The sequence below is a fragment of the Streptomyces venezuelae genome (assembly GCF_008642275.1).
Lineage (GTDB): Bacteria > Actinomycetota > Actinomycetes > Streptomycetales > Streptomycetaceae > Streptomyces > Streptomyces venezuelae_E.
Window position 1 is genome coordinate 4,569,572 of sequence record NZ_CP029189.1, and the last position, 15,317, is coordinate 4,584,888.

Below are 15,317 nucleotides of genomic sequence, written 5' to 3' on the forward strand. Positions count from 1 at the left end.
TGGACTTAACTGTCCGGTCGCGCCGATGCTCGTGCCATGAACGCGAAGACGACGAACGCGATGACGGCGAACCCGAAGACGAAGAAGGTCGTGCTGATCGGCGCGCACGGGACCCTCGGCCGGGCGGTCCACGAGGCCCTGCGCGAGCGCGGCCACCAGGTCGTCACCGCCTCCCGCGACGGCGCCGACGTCCACGTCGACATCACCGACCCCGAGTCCATCCGCGCGATGTACGCACAAGTGGCGCGGCAGGTGGGTGAAATCGACGCGGTGGCGAGCGCCGCCGGGAGCGTGCCGTGGCGCCCGTTCGGCGAGCTGACGACGGACGACGTCCGTGCCGGTCTCGAAGGCAAGGCCGTCAGCCAGATCGAGCTGGTCCGCCAGGGAGCCCGGCACCTGCCGGCGCACGCCTCGTTCACGCTGGTCACCGGCATCCTGGCCCGCGAGCCCCTGCTCACCGGATCGGTTGCGGCCCTGGTCAACGGCGCCGTCGAGGCCTTCGTGCGCGCGGCCGCCGTCGAACTGCCCGGCCGCCAGCGGATCAACGCCGTCAGCCCCACCGTCTTCGAGGAGTCCCTCGACGCGTACGGGGACACCTTCGCGGGCTTCGACGCCGTGCCCGTGGCCCGCGCCGCGAACGCCTACGTCAAGTCGGTCGAGGGGCACCGGACGGGCCAGGTCTTCCTGGTCGAATAGCGGTCCGGGAGCCGGTCGGACCTTCGAACGCCGGGGTCCGTGTGCCGTGCACCACACGGACCCGGGGATTAGCCCGGTCCCGGGTCGGATAGCCTGACCGCGGATGTCTCTTCACGTCAAGATTTACTGGGGAGCGGCGTCCTCCAGCACATGGGGCAGGGACGCCCCACCGCCAGCTGTCTAACGGAGAAGGCCATGACCCGCACTCCCGTGAATGTCACCGTCACCGGCGCCGCCGGCCAGATCGGCTACGCGCTGCTCTTCCGCATCGCTTCCGGTCACCTGCTCGGCGCGGACGTGCCGGTCAAGCTCCGTCTTCTGGAGATCCCCCAGGGCATGAAGGCCGCTGAGGGCACCGCCATGGAGCTCGACGACTGCGCCTTCCCGCTGCTCAAGGGCATCGACATCTTCGACGACCCGAACGCGGGCTTCGACGGTGCGAACGTCGCCCTGCTCGTGGGCGCCCGCCCGCGCACCAAGGGCATGGAGCGCGGTGACCTGCTCGCCGCCAACGGCGGCATCTTCAAGCCGCAGGGCCAGGCCATCAACGCGCACGCCGCGGACGACATCAAGGTCCTGGTCGTGGGCAACCCGGCCAACACCAACGCGCTCATCGCTCAGGCCGCCGCCCCGGACGTACCGGCCGAGCGCTTCACCGCGATGACCCGCCTGGACCACAACCGCGCGATCTCGCAGCTCGCGGCCAAGACCGGCAGCGCCGTCTCCGACATCAAGCGCCTGACCATCTGGGGCAACCACTCGGCGACCCAGTACCCGGACATCTTCCACGCGGAGATCGCCGGCAAGAACGCCGCCGAGGTCGTCAATGACGAGCTGTGGCTGGCCGACACCTTCATCCCGACCGTCGCCAAGCGCGGCGCCGCGATCATCGAGGCCCGTGGCGCGTCCTCGGCCGCCTCGGCCGCCAACGCCGCCATCGACCACGTGCACACGTGGGTCAACGGCACCGCCGAGGGCGACTGGACCTCGATGGGCATCCCGTCGGACGGCTCCTACGGCGTCCCGGCCGGTCTGATCTCCTCCTTCCCCGTCACCTGCAAGGACGGCAAGTACGAGATCGTCCAGGGCCTGGACATCAACGAGTTCTCCCGCACCCGCATCGACGCCTCCGTCCAGGAGCTGGCGGAGGAGCGCGACGCGGTTCGCGAGCTCGGCCTGATCTGATCCGGTCGTCCGACCCGATCCGCTCTCACGGAAGGCCCCGGCGCATCGCGCCGGGGCCTTCCGGCGTTGCCGCGGAGTCGTCCAGGCCGCAATGACCGGTCCTACTTGTACATGCCCGGGGTGTAGTGGCCCGGCACCATGCGGGTGGTGACGCCGATGCGGTTCCAGACGTTGATCGTCGCGATGACGGCGATGAGCTGGGCGAGCTCGCGCTCCTCGAACTGCTCGGCGGCCCTCTCGTAGACCTCGTCGGGCACGAAACCGTCCGTGAGGACGGTGACGGCCTCGGTGAACTCGATCGCGGCGAGCTCCTTCTCGGTGTAGAAGTGCCGCGACTCCTCCCAGGCGCCCAGCTGGACGATGCGTTCGACGCTCTCGCCGGCGGCGATCGCGTCCTTGGTGTGCATGTCGAGGCAGAAGGCGCAGTGGTTGAGCTGGGAGGCCCGGATCTTGACGAGCTCGACCAGGGAGGGGTCCAGACCCTTCTTGGAGGCGATCTCCAGGGCGAGGACGGCCTTGTAGACCTCGGGGGCGAGCTTCGCCATGTGCATGCGCGGGGTGTGCTCGGGGGCGTGTTCGTGCGTGGTCGTCATGTGATCCACCCTAGGAGTCAGGCGGCCCACCGATATGGTCCATATCCATGACGGACTCGTGGGCCACTTTCGGCGCCGACCTGCACCTGCAGCTGGACCTGACCGCCGGACGCGGCCTGCGGGCCGGGCTCACCGAGGCCCTGCGCGAGGCCGCGCGCAGCGGCCGGCTGGCGGCCGGGACCCGGCTGCCGTCGTCCCGCACCCTCGCCGCCGACCTGGGCATCGCCCGGAACACGGTCGCCGAGGCGTACGCCGAGCTCGTCGCAGAGGGCTGGCTGACGGCCCGCCAGGGCTCCGGCACCCGCGTCGCCGAACGGGCCCGCCCGCGCCGCCCCGCGGATCCCGGCCCCGTACGGCGCCCCGCGCGCAGGGGGCCCGCGTACAGCCTGGTCCCCGGCTCCCCGGACCTGGGCGGCTTCCCCCGCGCGGCCTGGCTGTCGGCGGCCCGGCGGGCGCTGACCGGCGCGCCGAACGAGGCCTTCGGGTACGCGGCCGACCCGCGCGGCCGCGTCGAGCTGCGGCAGGCCCTGGCCGGGTACCTGGCACGGGCGCGCGGGGTGTACGCGGATCCCGAACGGATCGTGCTGTGCGCGGGCTTCCTGCACGGGCTGGCGCTGCTGGCGGGTGTACTGCGGGCGCGTCGTGTGCGGGAGGTGGCGGTGGAGGGCTACGGCCTGGACTTCCACCGGGACCTGCTGGTGCGGGAGGGGCTGCGGACGCACCCGCTGGGCGTGGACGCGGAGGGGGCCCGGACCGGTGAGCTGACCGCGGCGGCGGGTGCGGTGCTTCTGACCCCGGCGCACCAGTTCCCGACGGGCGTCGCCCTGACGCCGGCCCGTCGGGCGGCCGCGGTCGACTGGGCCCGGACCACGGGCGGGCTGATCCTGGAGGACGACTACGACGGGGAGTTCCGCTACGACCGCCAGTCGGTCGGCGCCCTGCAGGGCCTGGACCCCGACCGGGTGGTGTACCTCGGGACGGCCAGCAAGTCCCTGGCCCCCGGGCTGCGGATGGGCTGGATGGTGGTCCCGCCGGGGCTGCTGGAGGAGGTGCTGGCCGCCGGGGGGCCCACGGGCTGGGCGTGCGGCGCGCTGGACCAGCTGACCCTGGCGGAGTTCATCACCTCCGGGGCCTACGACCGGCACGTGCGCGGGATGCGGCTGCGGTACCGGCGGCGCCGGGACGAGCTGGTGGCGGCGGTGGGGGACCGGGTGGGCGTGTCGGGGATCGCGGCGGGGCTGCACGCGGTGCTGGACCTCCCGGTGGGGTTGGAGCGGGTGGTCCTGCAGTCCGCGGCCTGGCAGGACCTGGCGTTGCACGGGCTGGGGCGGTTCCGGCACCCCTCGGCGGTGGCGCTGCCCGCGCGGGATGCGGTGGTGGTGGGCTACGGGACGCCGTCGGACAGTGCGTGGTCGCCGACGCTGGCGGCCTTGTCCAGGGCGCTCCCGTGACCTGCGGCGCCGTTGCCGGGGGGCGCTGCCCCCGGGCCCCCGCGCCTCAAACGCCGGCGGGGCTGGGAGAAGTCAGCCGGTGGGGCTGGAAGAGGTCGGCTGGCGGGGCTGAAGGAGGTCGGCCGGTGGGGCTGGAAGAGGTCGGCCGGCGGGGCTGGGAGAAGTCAGCCGGTGGGGCTGGAAGAAGGCAGCCGGCGAGGCTGGAAGAGGTCAGTCGGCGGGGCTGGATTCGGGTGGGGGCGGGGGTTCGCCGAAGCGGGCCAGGGTCAGGGAGCCGGCCACCGCCACCGCGAAGCCCGTCACCGCCAGCCAGGTGAGGCCCTCGCGGGTGCTGTCGCCGAGCCAGACCACGCCCACCACCGCCGGGCCGATCGTCTCGCCGATGACCATGCCCGCCGTCGCCACGGTCACCGAGCCGCGCGCCAGGGCCGAGGTGAGGAGCAGGAAGGCCGCGCCACCGCCCAGCAGGAGGGCGTACAGGGCCGGGTTGCGCAGGTCCCAGGGGGAGTCGAGGAGCCGGACCGAGACCTCCACCACCCCGAAGCCCGTCCCCGCCGCGAGGCCGAGGACCAGCGCCCGCGGCCCGTCCGGGAGCCGGCCCGCGACCACGCCGACCAGCAGCACCAGCCCCGCCACCGCCAGCATCCCCAGCTCCAGCGCGAGGGAACCGGTCCCCGTGCCCTCCTCCCCGGCGGAGAGCCCGAGCATCAGCAGGCCCGCGCACACGACCGCCACCGCACCCCACTCGGTCCGGGACAGCCGCGCCCGCAGCAGCCGCGCCGCAACCACCGCCGTCACCGCCAGGCTGGCCGCCAGCGCCGCCCCCACCGCGTAGATCGGGATGTGCCGCAGGGCGATGATCTGGAGCACGAAGCCCGCTCCGTCGAGGCCCAGACCCGCCAGATACCGCCACTGCCGCACGGCCCGCAGGAACAGCGCCGTGTCCACTCCGGATCCGCTGCCGGGCTCCGCCGCCCGCGCCGCGACCGCCTGCAGGACCGAGGCCGTACCGAAGCAGACCGCCGCACCGAGCGCGCAAATCATCCCAATCAGCACGAACTGACTCTAGGTCACAGATCTCACGGCGGCCGGATTCCATCGGCCGGTGGCCCCGCTCTACTCTGTCGGCAGTACGCGAGGCCCCAGGGGGAGCAGCAGACATGGACAGCAGCAGCACAAACCAGCGCCGCATGCGCTCCGGCGCCGTCGCCCTCGGAGGCATGGGCCTGCTCGCGGCCACGCTCGTGGCCTGCGGCAGCAGCGACGAACCGGACAAGCGCTGCGCCTCCCGCTCCACGCTGCAGCACCTGAACAACAAGGAGTGCAAGACCGGCGGCACCGGCTCGTACTACTACGGCGGCTACGTCAGCGCCGGCAAGGTCTCCGGTGGCAGCTTCGACAAGTCGGCCGTCACCCGCGGCGGCATCGGCGGCCACTCCAGCTCCGGCTCCAGCGGCGGCTGACCGAAACCATGCAGCGGCACACCATCGAGCCCCGTACCGGCTGGCAGAAGACCGTCGAGGAGCAGGGTCTGATCTATCCCCTGACCCGCTACCCCGACGACTCCCTGCGCCCCTACTGGGACGAGAGCGCGTACTACTCCTTCTCGCTCCCCGAGGTCGAGGCCCTGGAGAACGTCGTCGAGGAGCTGCACGCCATGTGCCTGGCCGCGGCCGCGCACATCGTCGAGCACGACCGCTTCGCCGACCTCGGCATCACCGACCCGAAGCTGGCCGCGCTGATCGCCGAGTCCTGGCGGCGCCGCGCCGAACAGCCCTCCCTCTACGGCCGTTTCGACCTGTGCTACGACGGCAGCGGCAGCCCGGCCAAGATGCTGGAGTACAACGCCGACACCCCCACCTCCCTCGTGGAGGCGGCCAGTCCGCAGTGGTTCTGGATGGAGGAACGCTTCCCCGGGGCCGACCAGTGGAACTCCCTCCACGAGCGCCTCGTCGACGCCTGGCGGCGCCAGGCCGAGCTGCTGCCGCCCGGCCCGCTGCACTTCGCGCACTCCGAGACCGACGAGCTCGGCGAGGACCTGATGACCGTCGCCTACCTCCAGGAGACCGCCGAGCAGGCCGGCCTGGACACCCAGGCCCTCTCCGTCGAGCAGATCGGCTGGGACAGCCTGTCGGGCCGGTTCGTGGACGAGAAGCTCCGCTTCATCCGCTCCTGCTTCAAGCTCTACCCGTGGGAGTGGCTGGCCACGGACGAGTTCGGCCCGCAGGTCCTCGGCACCTACGACCACGGCGGCGGCTCCGGCTCCACCTGCTGGATCGAACCGCTGTGGAAGATGCTGCTGTCCAACAAGGCGCTGCTCGCGATCCTGTGGGAGCTCTTCCCGGAGCACCCCAACCTGCTGCCCGCCTACCTCGACGGCCCGCGCGAACTCGCCGGGCCCGGCTCCGCCGGCTACGTGGCCAAGCCCCTCCTCGGCCGGGAGGGCGCGGGGGTCACCCTGCACGAGGCGGGCGACGACGCCGAGCCGTTCGTACCGGAGGAGGGCGAGCGGTACTGCTTCCAGGGCCTGGCCCCGCTGCCCGACTTCGACGGCAACCGGGTGGTGCTCGGCGCGTGGGTCGTCGAGGACGAGGCGGCGGGGCTCGGCATCCGCGAATCGGCGGGGCCGGTCACGGACGAGTACGCCCGCTTCCTGCCCCACGTCATCCTCTGACCGGGCCGCTCCTCGGCCGGTGCTCGGCCGGTCCTACGCGCCGAGCACCGACCGGAGCTGGTCCAGGCCCCAGTCCAGGTCCTCCTTGCTGATCACCAGCGGCGGGGCGATCCGGATCGTCGACCCGTGGGTGTCCTTCACCAGCACCCCGAGCTCCATCAGCTTCTCGGAGATCTCCCGGCCGGTGCCCCGCGAGGGGTCGATGTCGACGCCCGCCCACAGCCCGCGGCCGCGTACGGCGGTCACGGCTCCGCCGCCGATCAGCAGGTTCAGCTCCCGGTGCAGGTGCTCGCCCAGCTCGGTGGCACGGCCCTGGAACTCGCCGGTCCGGAGCATCGCGATGACCTCCAGCCCGACCGCGCACGCCAGCGGGTTCCCGCCGAAGGTGGACCCGTGCTGCCCGGGGCGGAAGACCCCGAGCACGTCCCGGTCCGCGACCACGGCCGACACCGGCACCACGCCGCCGCCGAGCGCCTTGCCGAGGATGTAGACGTCCGGGACGACCCCCTCGTGCTCGCAGGCGAAGGTCCGGCCGGTCCGCCCGAGCCCCGACTGGATCTCGTCCGCCATGAAGAGCACGTTCCGCTCGCGGGTCAGTTCCCGTACGCCGCTCAGGTACCCGGCGGGCGGCACCAGCACCCCCGCCTCGCCCTGGATCGGCTCCAGCAGCACGGCCACGGTGTTCTCGGTGACGGCGTGGGCCAGCGCGGTGAGGTCCCCGTACGGGACGATCTCGAAGCCCGGCGTGTACGGGCCGAAGTGGTCGCGGGCGTCGTGGTCCGTGGAGAAGGAGACGACGGTCGTGGTCCGCCCGTGGAAGTTGTCGGCGGCGACCACGATCTTCGCGTGCCCGTCCGGGACGCCCTTGACCTCGTAGCCCCACTTGCGGGCGGTCTTCACCGCGGTCTCCACGGCCTCCGCCCCCGTGTTCATGGGGAGCACCATCTCCTTGCCGCACAGCGCGGCGAGCTCGCTGCAGAAGTCGGCGAAGCGGTCGTGGTGGAAGGCGCGCGAGGTGAGCGTGACCCGTTCCAGCTGGGCGCGGGCGGCGTCGAGCAGACGGCGGTTGCCGTGACCGAAGTTGAGGGCCGAGTACCCGGCGAGCATGTCGAGGTATCTGCGGCCCTCGACATCGGTCATCCACGCGCCTTCCGCTGACGCGACGACCAGGGGCAGCGGATGGTAGTTGTGCGCGCTGTGCGCGTCTGCGGAGCGGATGGCATCAGCAGTTGTCGACACGGGGTCTCCGATCGTCCGTCTGGCCGGGTTCTGCGCCGGGTGAAGCAGTGACGAGGGTGGCGTCACCTTCATATCGTCGCTCGTATCTCGTCGCTCGTATCCCGGACGCGGAAACCTCTTTCGCGGCGCGCCCGCTAAGGTGTCCCGTACGCACGGCGACTGGCGTACGGAGAACCAACTCCGGGGGAGTCGTGCGCGCTCGACCGCATACAGGGCCGCTCGCCTGGGCCTCGCGGGGTACCGATCGCATCGACCCCGGAGGAGCCCGCCATGTCCGCGAGCCGCCATCCCGCCCTTCTCGCCGCCGACCCCGAGCTGGCGTCGTTCGTCGCGGCGGAGGAAGTGCTGCAGGCGCAGACCCTGCGCCTGATCCCCAGCGAGAACTACGTGTCCGCGGCCGTCCTCGAAGCCTCCGGCACCGTGCTGCAGAACAAGTACAGCGAGGGCTACCCGGGCCGCCGCTACTACGAGGGCCAGCAGAACATCGACCGCGTGGAGGCGCTGGCGATCGAGCGGGCCAAGGGCCTGTTCGGCGTGGACCACGCCAACGTGCAGCCGTACTCCGGCTCGCCCGCCAACCTCGCCGTGTACCTGGCCTTCGCGAAGCCGGGCGACACCGTGATGGGCATGGCCCTGCCGATGGGCGGGCACCTCACCCACGGCTGGGGCGTCTCGGCGACCGGTTCCTGGTTCCGGGGCGTGCAGTACGGCGTCCGGGCCGACACCGGACTGATCGACTACGACGCGGTGCGCGACCTGGCCCTCGCCGAGCGGCCCAAGCTGATCTTCTGCGGTGGCACCGCCCTGCCGCGGACCATCGACTTCGCCGCCTTCGCGGAGATCGCCCGGGAGGCGGGCTCGGTCCTGGTCGCCGACGTCGCCCACATCGCGGGCCTGATCGCGGGCGGCGCGCACCCGTCCCCGGCCGACCACGTCGACGTCGTCTCCACCACCACGCACAAGACCCTGCGCGGTCCCCGGGGCGCGATGCTGATGTGCCGGGCGGAGCACGCGAAGGCCATCGACAAGGCGGTCTTCCCGGGCCTGCAGGGCGGCCCGCACAACCAGACGACGGCCGGTATCGCGGTGGCGCTGCACGAGGCGGCCCAGCCGTCCTTCACGGCGTACGCGCACCAGGTGGTCGCCAATGCCAAGGCGCTGGCCGCGGCGCTGCTGCAGAAGGGCTTCGACCTGGTCTCGGGCGGTACGGACAACCACCTGATCCTGATCGACCTCACGGGCAAGGACGTGCCGGGCAAGATCGCGGCCAAGGCGCTGGACCGGGCGGGCATCGTCGTGAACTACAACACGGTGCCGTTCGACCCGCGCAAGCCGTTCGATCCCTCGGGGGTGCGGATCGGTACGCCGTCGCTCACGTCGCGCGGGCTGTCGACGGAGCACATGCCGGTCGTGGCCGACTGGATCTCGCGGGCGGTGGACGCCGCCGCGAAGGGCGACGAGCAGGCGCTGTCCGTGATCCGGGCCGAGGTGACGGAGCTGATGGCGGCCTTCCCGGCCCCGGGCCTGCCGCTGTCCTGACCCGCGGCGCCGCCACCGCGGCGCCGCCCCGGACCCCGCGCCTCGAACGCCGGCGAGGCTGGATCTCCAGCCCGCCCGGCGTTCGGGGGGCGTCGGCGCGGTGCGGCCGGACCCGGAGGGATCCGGCCGGTGGCGGGCACGGGCCCGCCCCCGCACCTGAGAGAATGAAGCCATGGCTTCTGATCGTCCTCGCGCGCTCTCCGGCATCCAGCCCACCTCCGGCTCGTTCCACCTCGGGAACTACCTCGGAGCCATCCGCCAGTACGTCGCCCTGCAGGAGACGCACGACGCCTTCTACATGGTGGTCGACCTGCACGCGATCACCATGCCGCAGGATCCGAAGGACCTGCGCGCGAACACCCGGCTCTCCGCCGCCCAGCTGCTGGCCGCCGGCCTGGACCCCGAGCGGTGCACGCTCTTCGTCCAGAGCCACGTGCCCGAGCACGCGCAGCTCGGCTGGGTGATGAACTGCATCACCGGCTTCGGCGAGGCCAGCCGGATGACCCAGTTCAAGGACAAGTCCGCCAAGGGCGGTGTCAACAGCGCCAGCGTCGGCCTGTTCACGTACCCGATCCTGCAGGTCGCCGACATCCTGCTGTACCAGGCGAACGCCGTCCCGGTCGGCGAGGACCAGCGCCAGCACATCGAGCTGACCCGTGACCTCGCCGAGCGCTTCAACAGCCGGTTCGGCCGGACCTTCACCCTCCCCGCCGCGCACATCGTCAAGGAGGTCGCGAAGATCTACGACCTCCAGGACCCGGCGATCAAGATGTCGAAGTCCGCGTCGTCGCCCAAGGGCCTGATCAACCTCCTCGACGAGCCCAAGGTCACCGAGAAGAAGATCAAGAGCGCGGTCACCGACACCGAGGCCGAGATCCGCTTCGACACCGAGAAGAAGCCCGGCGTCAGCAACCTGCTCACGATCTACTCCACCCTCACGGGCGAGACGATCACCGAGCTGGAGGCCCGGTACGAGGGCAAGGGCTACGGCGCGCTGAAGACGGACCTGGCCGGTGTGATGGTCGACTTCGTCACACCGTTCAAGAAGCGGACCCAGGAATACCTGGACGACCCGGAAACGCTGGACTCCATCCTGGCCAAGGGCGCGGAGAAGGCCCGCGCGGTCGCCGCCGAGACCCTGGCGCAGGCGTACGACCGCCTCGGTCTGCTGCCCGCCAAGCACTGACGAACGCACCTGCGGAAAGACAGCCCTGGCACGAATGGGGGTGCTGCCGCCACACTGGGGCGGCAGCAGTCCACAGCGACAAGCGGAGGAGAGATACGTGGGGACCGTAACGCTCGGCGTTTCGATCGCGGTCCCGGAGCCGTACGGCAGCCAGCTCCAGGAGCTGCGCGCGGGCTTCGGGGACGCCGCCGCGCACGGCATCCCCACGCACGTCACCCTCGTCCCGCCCACCGAGGTGGAGGCGGACCGGCTCCCCGCGATCAGGGCCCACCTGGTCGAGGTCGCGGCCGCCTTCCGGGCCTTCCGGATGCGGCTGGCCGGGACGGGCACCTTCCGCCCCCTCTCGCCGGTCGTCTTCGTCACGATCGCCGAAGGGGTGGCGGGCTGCACCCGCCTCCAGAGCGAGGTCCGCGACCCCCAGGGACCGCTCGACCGCGAGCTGGCGTTCCCGTACCACCCGCACGTCACGGTCGCCCACGGGATCTCCGAGGAGGCGATGGACCTGGCGTTCACGACCCTCGCCGAGTACGCCGCCGAGTGGGTCTGCGACGGCTTCGCGCTCTACGAGCAGGGCTCGGACGGGGTCTGGCGCAAGCTGCGCGAGTACCCGTTCGGGAGCGGGCCGAACTGCGTCCCGGCGCAGGCCGGCTCACCCGCCGACCAGGCCGCGGAGGCGGCGGGGACGGCCGGGGCCGCCGGGGCGACCGTACCGCCGTCCTGACGGGGCGGCCGCGGGGCCACGGGCAGGCGCAGGGCCAGGGGGAGCCGGGCGATGCACCGGGCGCGGAATCTCAGCCTTCGCAGGACCAGGGTGTGGAACGGGCGACCCGTAGGGCGCGTTTCGGGAAAAGTCACAATCGACGACCGTAGCCGCCAGAAGCGACAATCCCGGCTATTTCCGGCGGCTGAATTACGGTGACCCCATGGACTGGCTGACGAAACTCCCGGTGATCGGGCCGCTCGTGTCCCGTCTGATGAGGACGCACGCATGGCGTTCGTACCAACGGCTCGACCGGGTGCACTGGACCCGCCTCGCCGCCGCCATCACCTTCATCAGCTTCCTGGCGCTCTTCCCGCTGATCACCGTGGCCGCGGCGATCGGCGCGGCGCTGCTCACCCCGGAGCAGCTGGACCGGCTGGAGAAGAACCTCTCCGAACAGGTCCCCGGCATCTCCGACCAGCTCAACATCGAGGGGCTCGTCGCCAACGCCGGCACGGTCGGTCTCGTCGCCGGCGCCCTCCTGCTCGTGACCGGTGTCAGCTGGGTGGGCTCCATGCGGGACTGCCTGCGCGCGGTCTGGGAGAAGGACGACGAGGACGACGGGAACCCGTTCGCCCGCAAGGGCAAGGACGGGCTCGTCCTCCTCGGCCTCGGCGGCGTGGGCCTGGCCTCCGCCGCCGCCTCCATCCTCGGATCCAGCGCGGTCGGGAAGACCGCGGACTGGCTGGACATCCCGCGCGAGGGCGCGGGCGGCGCGCTGCTGCGCTCCCTCGCCTTCCTCGTCGGCGTCGTGGCCGCCTTCCTGCTGCTGCTCTACGTGCTGACCCTGCTCCCGGGCGTCGAACCGCCGCGCGGCCGCCTGATCCAGGCGGCCCTCATCGGCGCGGCCGGTTTCGAACTGCTGAAACTGCTGCTCAGCGGCTATATGCGGGAGGTAGCCGCGAAGAGCATGTACGGGGCCTTCGGCGTACCGATCGCCCTGCTGCTCTGGATCAACTTCACGGCCAAGCTGTTGCTGTTCGTCGCGTCGTGGACGGCCACGCGCGACGACGAGGACGGCGACGGCGCGGAGGACCCCCCGGCGGCTCCTCCGGCCGCCGCGCCCGAGCCCTCGGGCGGCCGCTGAGGCGACGCGTGCGCGGGCGGCACACCATCGCGGCCGGGCGCGCCAGTGGCGCACCGGTGTGGGGCCCGGTGCGCCAATGGAGTACGGCGGGAACGCCCTACCAGGTGCCGTTGCCGCAGCCGTACACCCAGCGGTGCGAGGCGGCGTTGTCGTGGACCGCCTTCCCCTGACCGCTGGCGTCGCCGTTGCGGGTCCAGTTGAACGACTGCGCGTTGCCGCGCAGGTTCCATTCGGTGCCGTAGCCGATGCAGGCGTAGGCGCCGGTGTTGTTCTCGTTGTAGTAGATGTTGACGTGGTCGCGGCCGCCGGCGCTGCCGCTGTTGCGGACCCAGTCGACCTTGTTCTTGACCTGGTACGGCCAGTCGCCGGAGTTGCCGGCGTTCTGGTAGAGGTAGTTGTAATCGTCGGAGTAGGCACAGAAGTTCGTGTAACCGCAGCCGCCGTCGGCGTGCGCGGTGCTCGGAACGGCCACCACCGCCGCACCGGCGATCGCGAGCCCCGCGAGGAACGTCCTGAGCTTGTTCGGCTTGTGCGTCGTGTCCATCGGGTTCCCTCCCAGTCGTGCCGTGCGTGGTTCACCGCCGGGCGGCGGTACGCGATGTCAGCCCCCGGTGTGCCGGGCGACCACATCGCGAGCTGTGGGCAGGGCCGCCACCTGCATCCGCCGCATGGCGTCGAAGGCGGCCCGGTACTCGGCGCGGATCATGTCCGAATAGCGCCGGTGCAGGTCCTGTGCGGTGTCGGCGAGGCCGGTCGAGCGGGCGCACTCGGCCTGGGCCGTGGCCATCGGCACGTCCTGCGCCTCGGCGGCCGGGCCGGTCCGTGCCAGCTGCTCGTCGCGCTGCCGGACCGGGTGCGCGGCCGGGAAACCGCGCCGGCCGACGCACTCGCTCCACCCGGCCAGCGCCGTCCGGAAGGCGGGGTCCTGGTCGACCCGGCCGGTGCGTACCGCGCCGAGCTGCTTCACGGTCTCGCTGGCGCCGTACCAGAGGCGCGCGTCCCCGTAGAGCTGCCGCCACGACGCGGCGATGCAGCCCCGGTCGCTGTGGCTCAGCGTGCCGCCGCCCGGGTTCCCGACCGACAGCCCCTTCGCATCGGGCCCCATGAGGGCCACCCCGAGAGCCTCCAGCCGCTCCGCGGAGAGCCCGCTGCGGTACCGCGCGGCCGGGCCCGACGCGGCCTCCTCGTCCAGCTGCCGCTCGATCCGGCGCCCGAAGCCGTGGCCGCGGGCCCAGTCGACGTCGTCCACCCCGTACGGGAAGTCCCGCCAGTCCGGGTGCGGCAGGCGCGGGACAGGCCAGTACGAGAACCCCTGCGCCCGCACGCAGTCCTGTACGAGCAGCTCGCCCGCCGTGTGCAGCACGTCCAGCTCGGCGGCCTCCAGGGCGCGCGCCGGGGCCCGCTGTCCGGCGCCGTCCGCCGGGAGCGCGGTCCAGGCGGCCACGGCGAGCACCGCGCCGCACGCCGCCGTGACGACGGCCGGCCATCTCCTCCGCATACGAGGACCCCCTTCCCGACGGCGCCCTGCCGACGGGAGTGAGCAAACCCTGCGGAAGTCCTCGGGTGAACCTGTGAGTTGAGAGGTGGCGCGGGTCCGGGAACCGGGCTAGGCCAACGGCTCGGGCCGGCTCAGATCAGCTCCTCGCCCCGGCTCCGGCGGCCCCGGGGCCAGCGGCGGTTGACCGCGAACGCGCCGCCCGCCAGCACGGCGAGCACACCGCCCGCGACACCCAGCGCGGTGCCCGCACCGCCGCTCGCGTCCTTGCCGGCCGCCGAAGGGCCGTTCTCGTGCGACTGGGCCGGGGAGCCGTGCGAGGAGGTGTCCGCGCTCTTCGGCGGCACCAGCTCACCCACCGGCTTGACCTTCCCGGCCGCCGCGAAACCCCAGTCGAGGAGCGCGGCGGTCTGCTCGTACACCAGGTTCGCCCCGCCCCCGTCCGGGTTCATCACGGTGACCAGCAGCTTGCGCGAACCCTGTTGGGCGGCGCCGGTGAAGGTGGCACCGGCCATCGAGGTGTTGCCGTTCTTCACCCCTGCCATCCCTTTGTACGGGGTGATCCCGGCCGCGCCGGTCAGGAGCCGGTTGGTGTTCGCGATCTCGAAGTACTCGCGCGGCTTCCCGGGCTCCTGCAGCCCGGGGAACTTCGCGCTCACCGTGCCGCAGTACTCCCTGAAGTCCTGCTTCTGCAGCCCGGAGCGGGCGAACAGCGTGAGGTCGTACGCGCTCGACACCTGGCCCGGGGCGTCGTACCCGTCCGGGGACACCACATGGGTGTCCAGCGCCTGGAGCTCCTCGGCGTGCGCCTGCATGTCCTTGACGGTCTTCTCGATGCCGCCGTTCATGGCGGAGAGGACGTGCACGGCGTCGTTGCCGGACTTGAGGAACACGCCGAGCCACAGGTCGTGGACCGAGTACTCCAGGTGCTCCTTGACCCCGACCATGCTGCTGCCCGGGCCCACGCCCTCCATGTCCTTGTCGGTGACCTGGTGGATCCGGTCCTTGGGCAGGCTCGGCAGCAGGGTGTCCGCGAAGAGCATCTTCATGGTCGAGGCCGGGGGCAGCTGCCAGTGCGCGTTGTGCGCGGCCAGTACCTCACCGGACTCCGCGTCCGCCACGATCCACGACCGCCCGGTCAGGTTCGCCGGCAGCGCGGGCGCGCCCGGCAGCAGGTTCACCTGGGTGCCCGGCTGGCCGAGCAGCGTTCCGCCGACCGTGGACATGGTGACGGGCGGTGCGGGGGCCGGGGCCTTGGCGGGCTGGCCCTTCGCGTCGGCGGGCGGGGTCGGCGCGGCGTGCGCGGGGGCCACCAGCATGGTCGGGACCAGCAACGCGGCGGAAAGGACCGTCAGCGCGGTCGTCTTGGCAGACACGCAGGTGAAAGTACATCCCGATGAGCTGGAGGGCGC

15 protein-coding genes and 1 riboswitch are annotated in these 15,317 nt (G+C 72.2%); of the genes, 9 read left to right on the forward strand and 6 right to left on the reverse strand.

Annotation, left to right across the window (positions count from 1 at the left end; all coding sequences use genetic code 11):
• Window positions 1-36 precede the first annotated feature (36 nt).
• Both DEJ51_RS20380 and DEJ51_RS20385 read left to right on the forward strand, forming a co-directional pair.
• Window positions 37-696, forward strand: coding sequence for a short chain dehydrogenase (locus DEJ51_RS20380; RefSeq protein ID WP_223835896.1), 660 nt, complete (start codon window positions 37-39; stop codon window positions 694-696).
• Window positions 697-891: 195 nt separating this feature from the next.
• On the forward strand, window positions 892-1,881 hold the full coding sequence (locus tag DEJ51_RS20385) for a malate dehydrogenase (protein ID WP_150258850.1): 990 nt from the start codon (window positions 892-894) through the stop codon (window positions 1,879-1,881).
• Window positions 1,882-1,982: 101 nt separating this feature from the next.
• On the opposite strand, the gene DEJ51_RS20390 is transcribed toward DEJ51_RS20385, so the two are convergent.
• Window positions 1,983-2,474, reverse strand: a complete 492-nt coding sequence (locus DEJ51_RS20390) for a carboxymuconolactone decarboxylase family protein (protein WP_150258851.1) — start codon at window positions 2,472-2,474, stop codon at window positions 1,983-1,985.
• A 47-nt stretch (window positions 2,475-2,521) separates the two neighbouring features.
• On the opposite strand from DEJ51_RS20390, the gene DEJ51_RS20395 reads away from it, so the two are divergent.
• Window positions 2,522-3,925: a PLP-dependent aminotransferase family protein gene (locus DEJ51_RS20395; RefSeq protein WP_150258852.1), complete on the forward strand. Its 1,404-nt coding sequence runs from the start codon at window positions 2,522-2,524 to the stop codon at window positions 3,923-3,925.
• 210 nt (window positions 3,926-4,135) lie between these two features.
• Here the strand turns inward: DEJ51_RS20395 and DEJ51_RS20400 are convergent, their stop codons facing one another.
• On the reverse strand, window positions 4,136-4,969 hold the full coding sequence (locus DEJ51_RS20400; RefSeq protein ID WP_150262042.1) for a hypothetical protein: 834 nt from the start codon (window positions 4,967-4,969) through the stop codon (window positions 4,136-4,138).
• Between the two features lie 116 nt (window positions 4,970-5,085).
• Between DEJ51_RS20400 and DEJ51_RS20405 the strand changes: the two genes are divergently transcribed.
• Together DEJ51_RS20405 and DEJ51_RS20410 are read left to right on the forward strand one after the other, a co-directional pair.
• A complete protein-coding gene (locus DEJ51_RS20405; RefSeq protein WP_150258853.1) occupies window positions 5,086-5,388 on the forward strand; it encodes a hypothetical protein in 303 nt (100 codons plus the stop codon).
• Between the two features lie 8 nt (window positions 5,389-5,396).
• On the forward strand, window positions 5,397-6,599 hold the full coding sequence (locus DEJ51_RS20410; RefSeq protein ID WP_150258854.1) for a glutathionylspermidine synthase family protein: 1,203 nt from the start codon (window positions 5,397-5,399) through the stop codon (window positions 6,597-6,599).
• 33 nt (window positions 6,600-6,632) lie between these two features.
• Here the strand turns inward: DEJ51_RS20410 and rocD are convergent, their stop codons facing one another.
• Window positions 6,633-7,838, reverse strand: coding sequence for an ornithine--oxo-acid transaminase (gene rocD / locus DEJ51_RS20415; protein ID WP_150258855.1), 1,206 nt, complete (start codon window positions 7,836-7,838; stop codon window positions 6,633-6,635).
• 145 nt (window positions 7,839-7,983) lie between these two features.
• Window positions 7,984-8,074, forward strand: a riboswitch (ZMP/ZTP riboswitch).
• A gap of 34 nt (window positions 8,075-8,108) precedes the next feature.
• Here rocD and glyA point away from each other — a divergent pair.
• From glyA to DEJ51_RS20435, 4 genes are all read left to right on the forward strand, one after another.
• Window positions 8,109-9,377 carry a serine hydroxymethyltransferase gene (glyA, locus tag DEJ51_RS20420; protein WP_150258856.1) on the forward strand — a complete coding sequence of 423 codons (1,269 nt, stop codon included), beginning with the start codon at window positions 8,109-8,111 and terminating at the stop codon, window positions 9,375-9,377.
• A gap of 172 nt (window positions 9,378-9,549) precedes the next feature.
• Entirely contained in the window at window positions 9,550-10,563 is a 1,014-nt protein-coding gene (gene trpS, locus DEJ51_RS20425; protein ID WP_150258857.1) for a tryptophan--tRNA ligase, read from the forward strand.
• 97 nt (window positions 10,564-10,660) lie between these two features.
• Window positions 10,661-11,284 carry a 2'-5' RNA ligase family protein gene (locus DEJ51_RS20430; protein WP_190620507.1) on the forward strand — a complete coding sequence of 208 codons (624 nt, stop codon included), beginning with the start codon at window positions 10,661-10,663 and terminating at the stop codon, window positions 11,282-11,284.
• Between the two features lie 202 nt (window positions 11,285-11,486).
• Complete coding sequence (locus DEJ51_RS20435; protein ID WP_150258859.1) at window positions 11,487-12,410, forward strand: YihY/virulence factor BrkB family protein; 924 nt, start codon at window positions 11,487-11,489, stop codon at window positions 12,408-12,410.
• 97 nt (window positions 12,411-12,507) lie between these two features.
• On the opposite strand, the gene DEJ51_RS20440 is transcribed toward DEJ51_RS20435, so the two are convergent.
• The 3 genes from DEJ51_RS20440 to DEJ51_RS20450 form a co-directional block, all read right to left on the reverse strand.
• Window positions 12,508-12,954 carry a hypothetical protein gene (locus DEJ51_RS20440; protein WP_150258860.1) on the reverse strand — a complete coding sequence of 149 codons (447 nt, stop codon included), beginning with the start codon at window positions 12,952-12,954 and terminating at the stop codon, window positions 12,508-12,510.
• A gap of 57 nt (window positions 12,955-13,011) precedes the next feature.
• The gene (locus DEJ51_RS20445) at window positions 13,012-13,908 is read right to left on the reverse strand and encodes a hypothetical protein (protein WP_150258861.1); all 897 of its coding nucleotides are present in this window, start codon (window positions 13,906-13,908) and stop codon (window positions 13,012-13,014) included.
• 131 nt (window positions 13,909-14,039) lie between these two features.
• A complete protein-coding gene (locus DEJ51_RS20450) occupies window positions 14,040-15,281 on the reverse strand; it encodes a D-alanyl-D-alanine carboxypeptidase family protein (protein ID WP_223835897.1) in 1,242 nt (413 codons plus the stop codon).
• Window positions 15,282-15,317 lie beyond the last annotated feature (36 nt).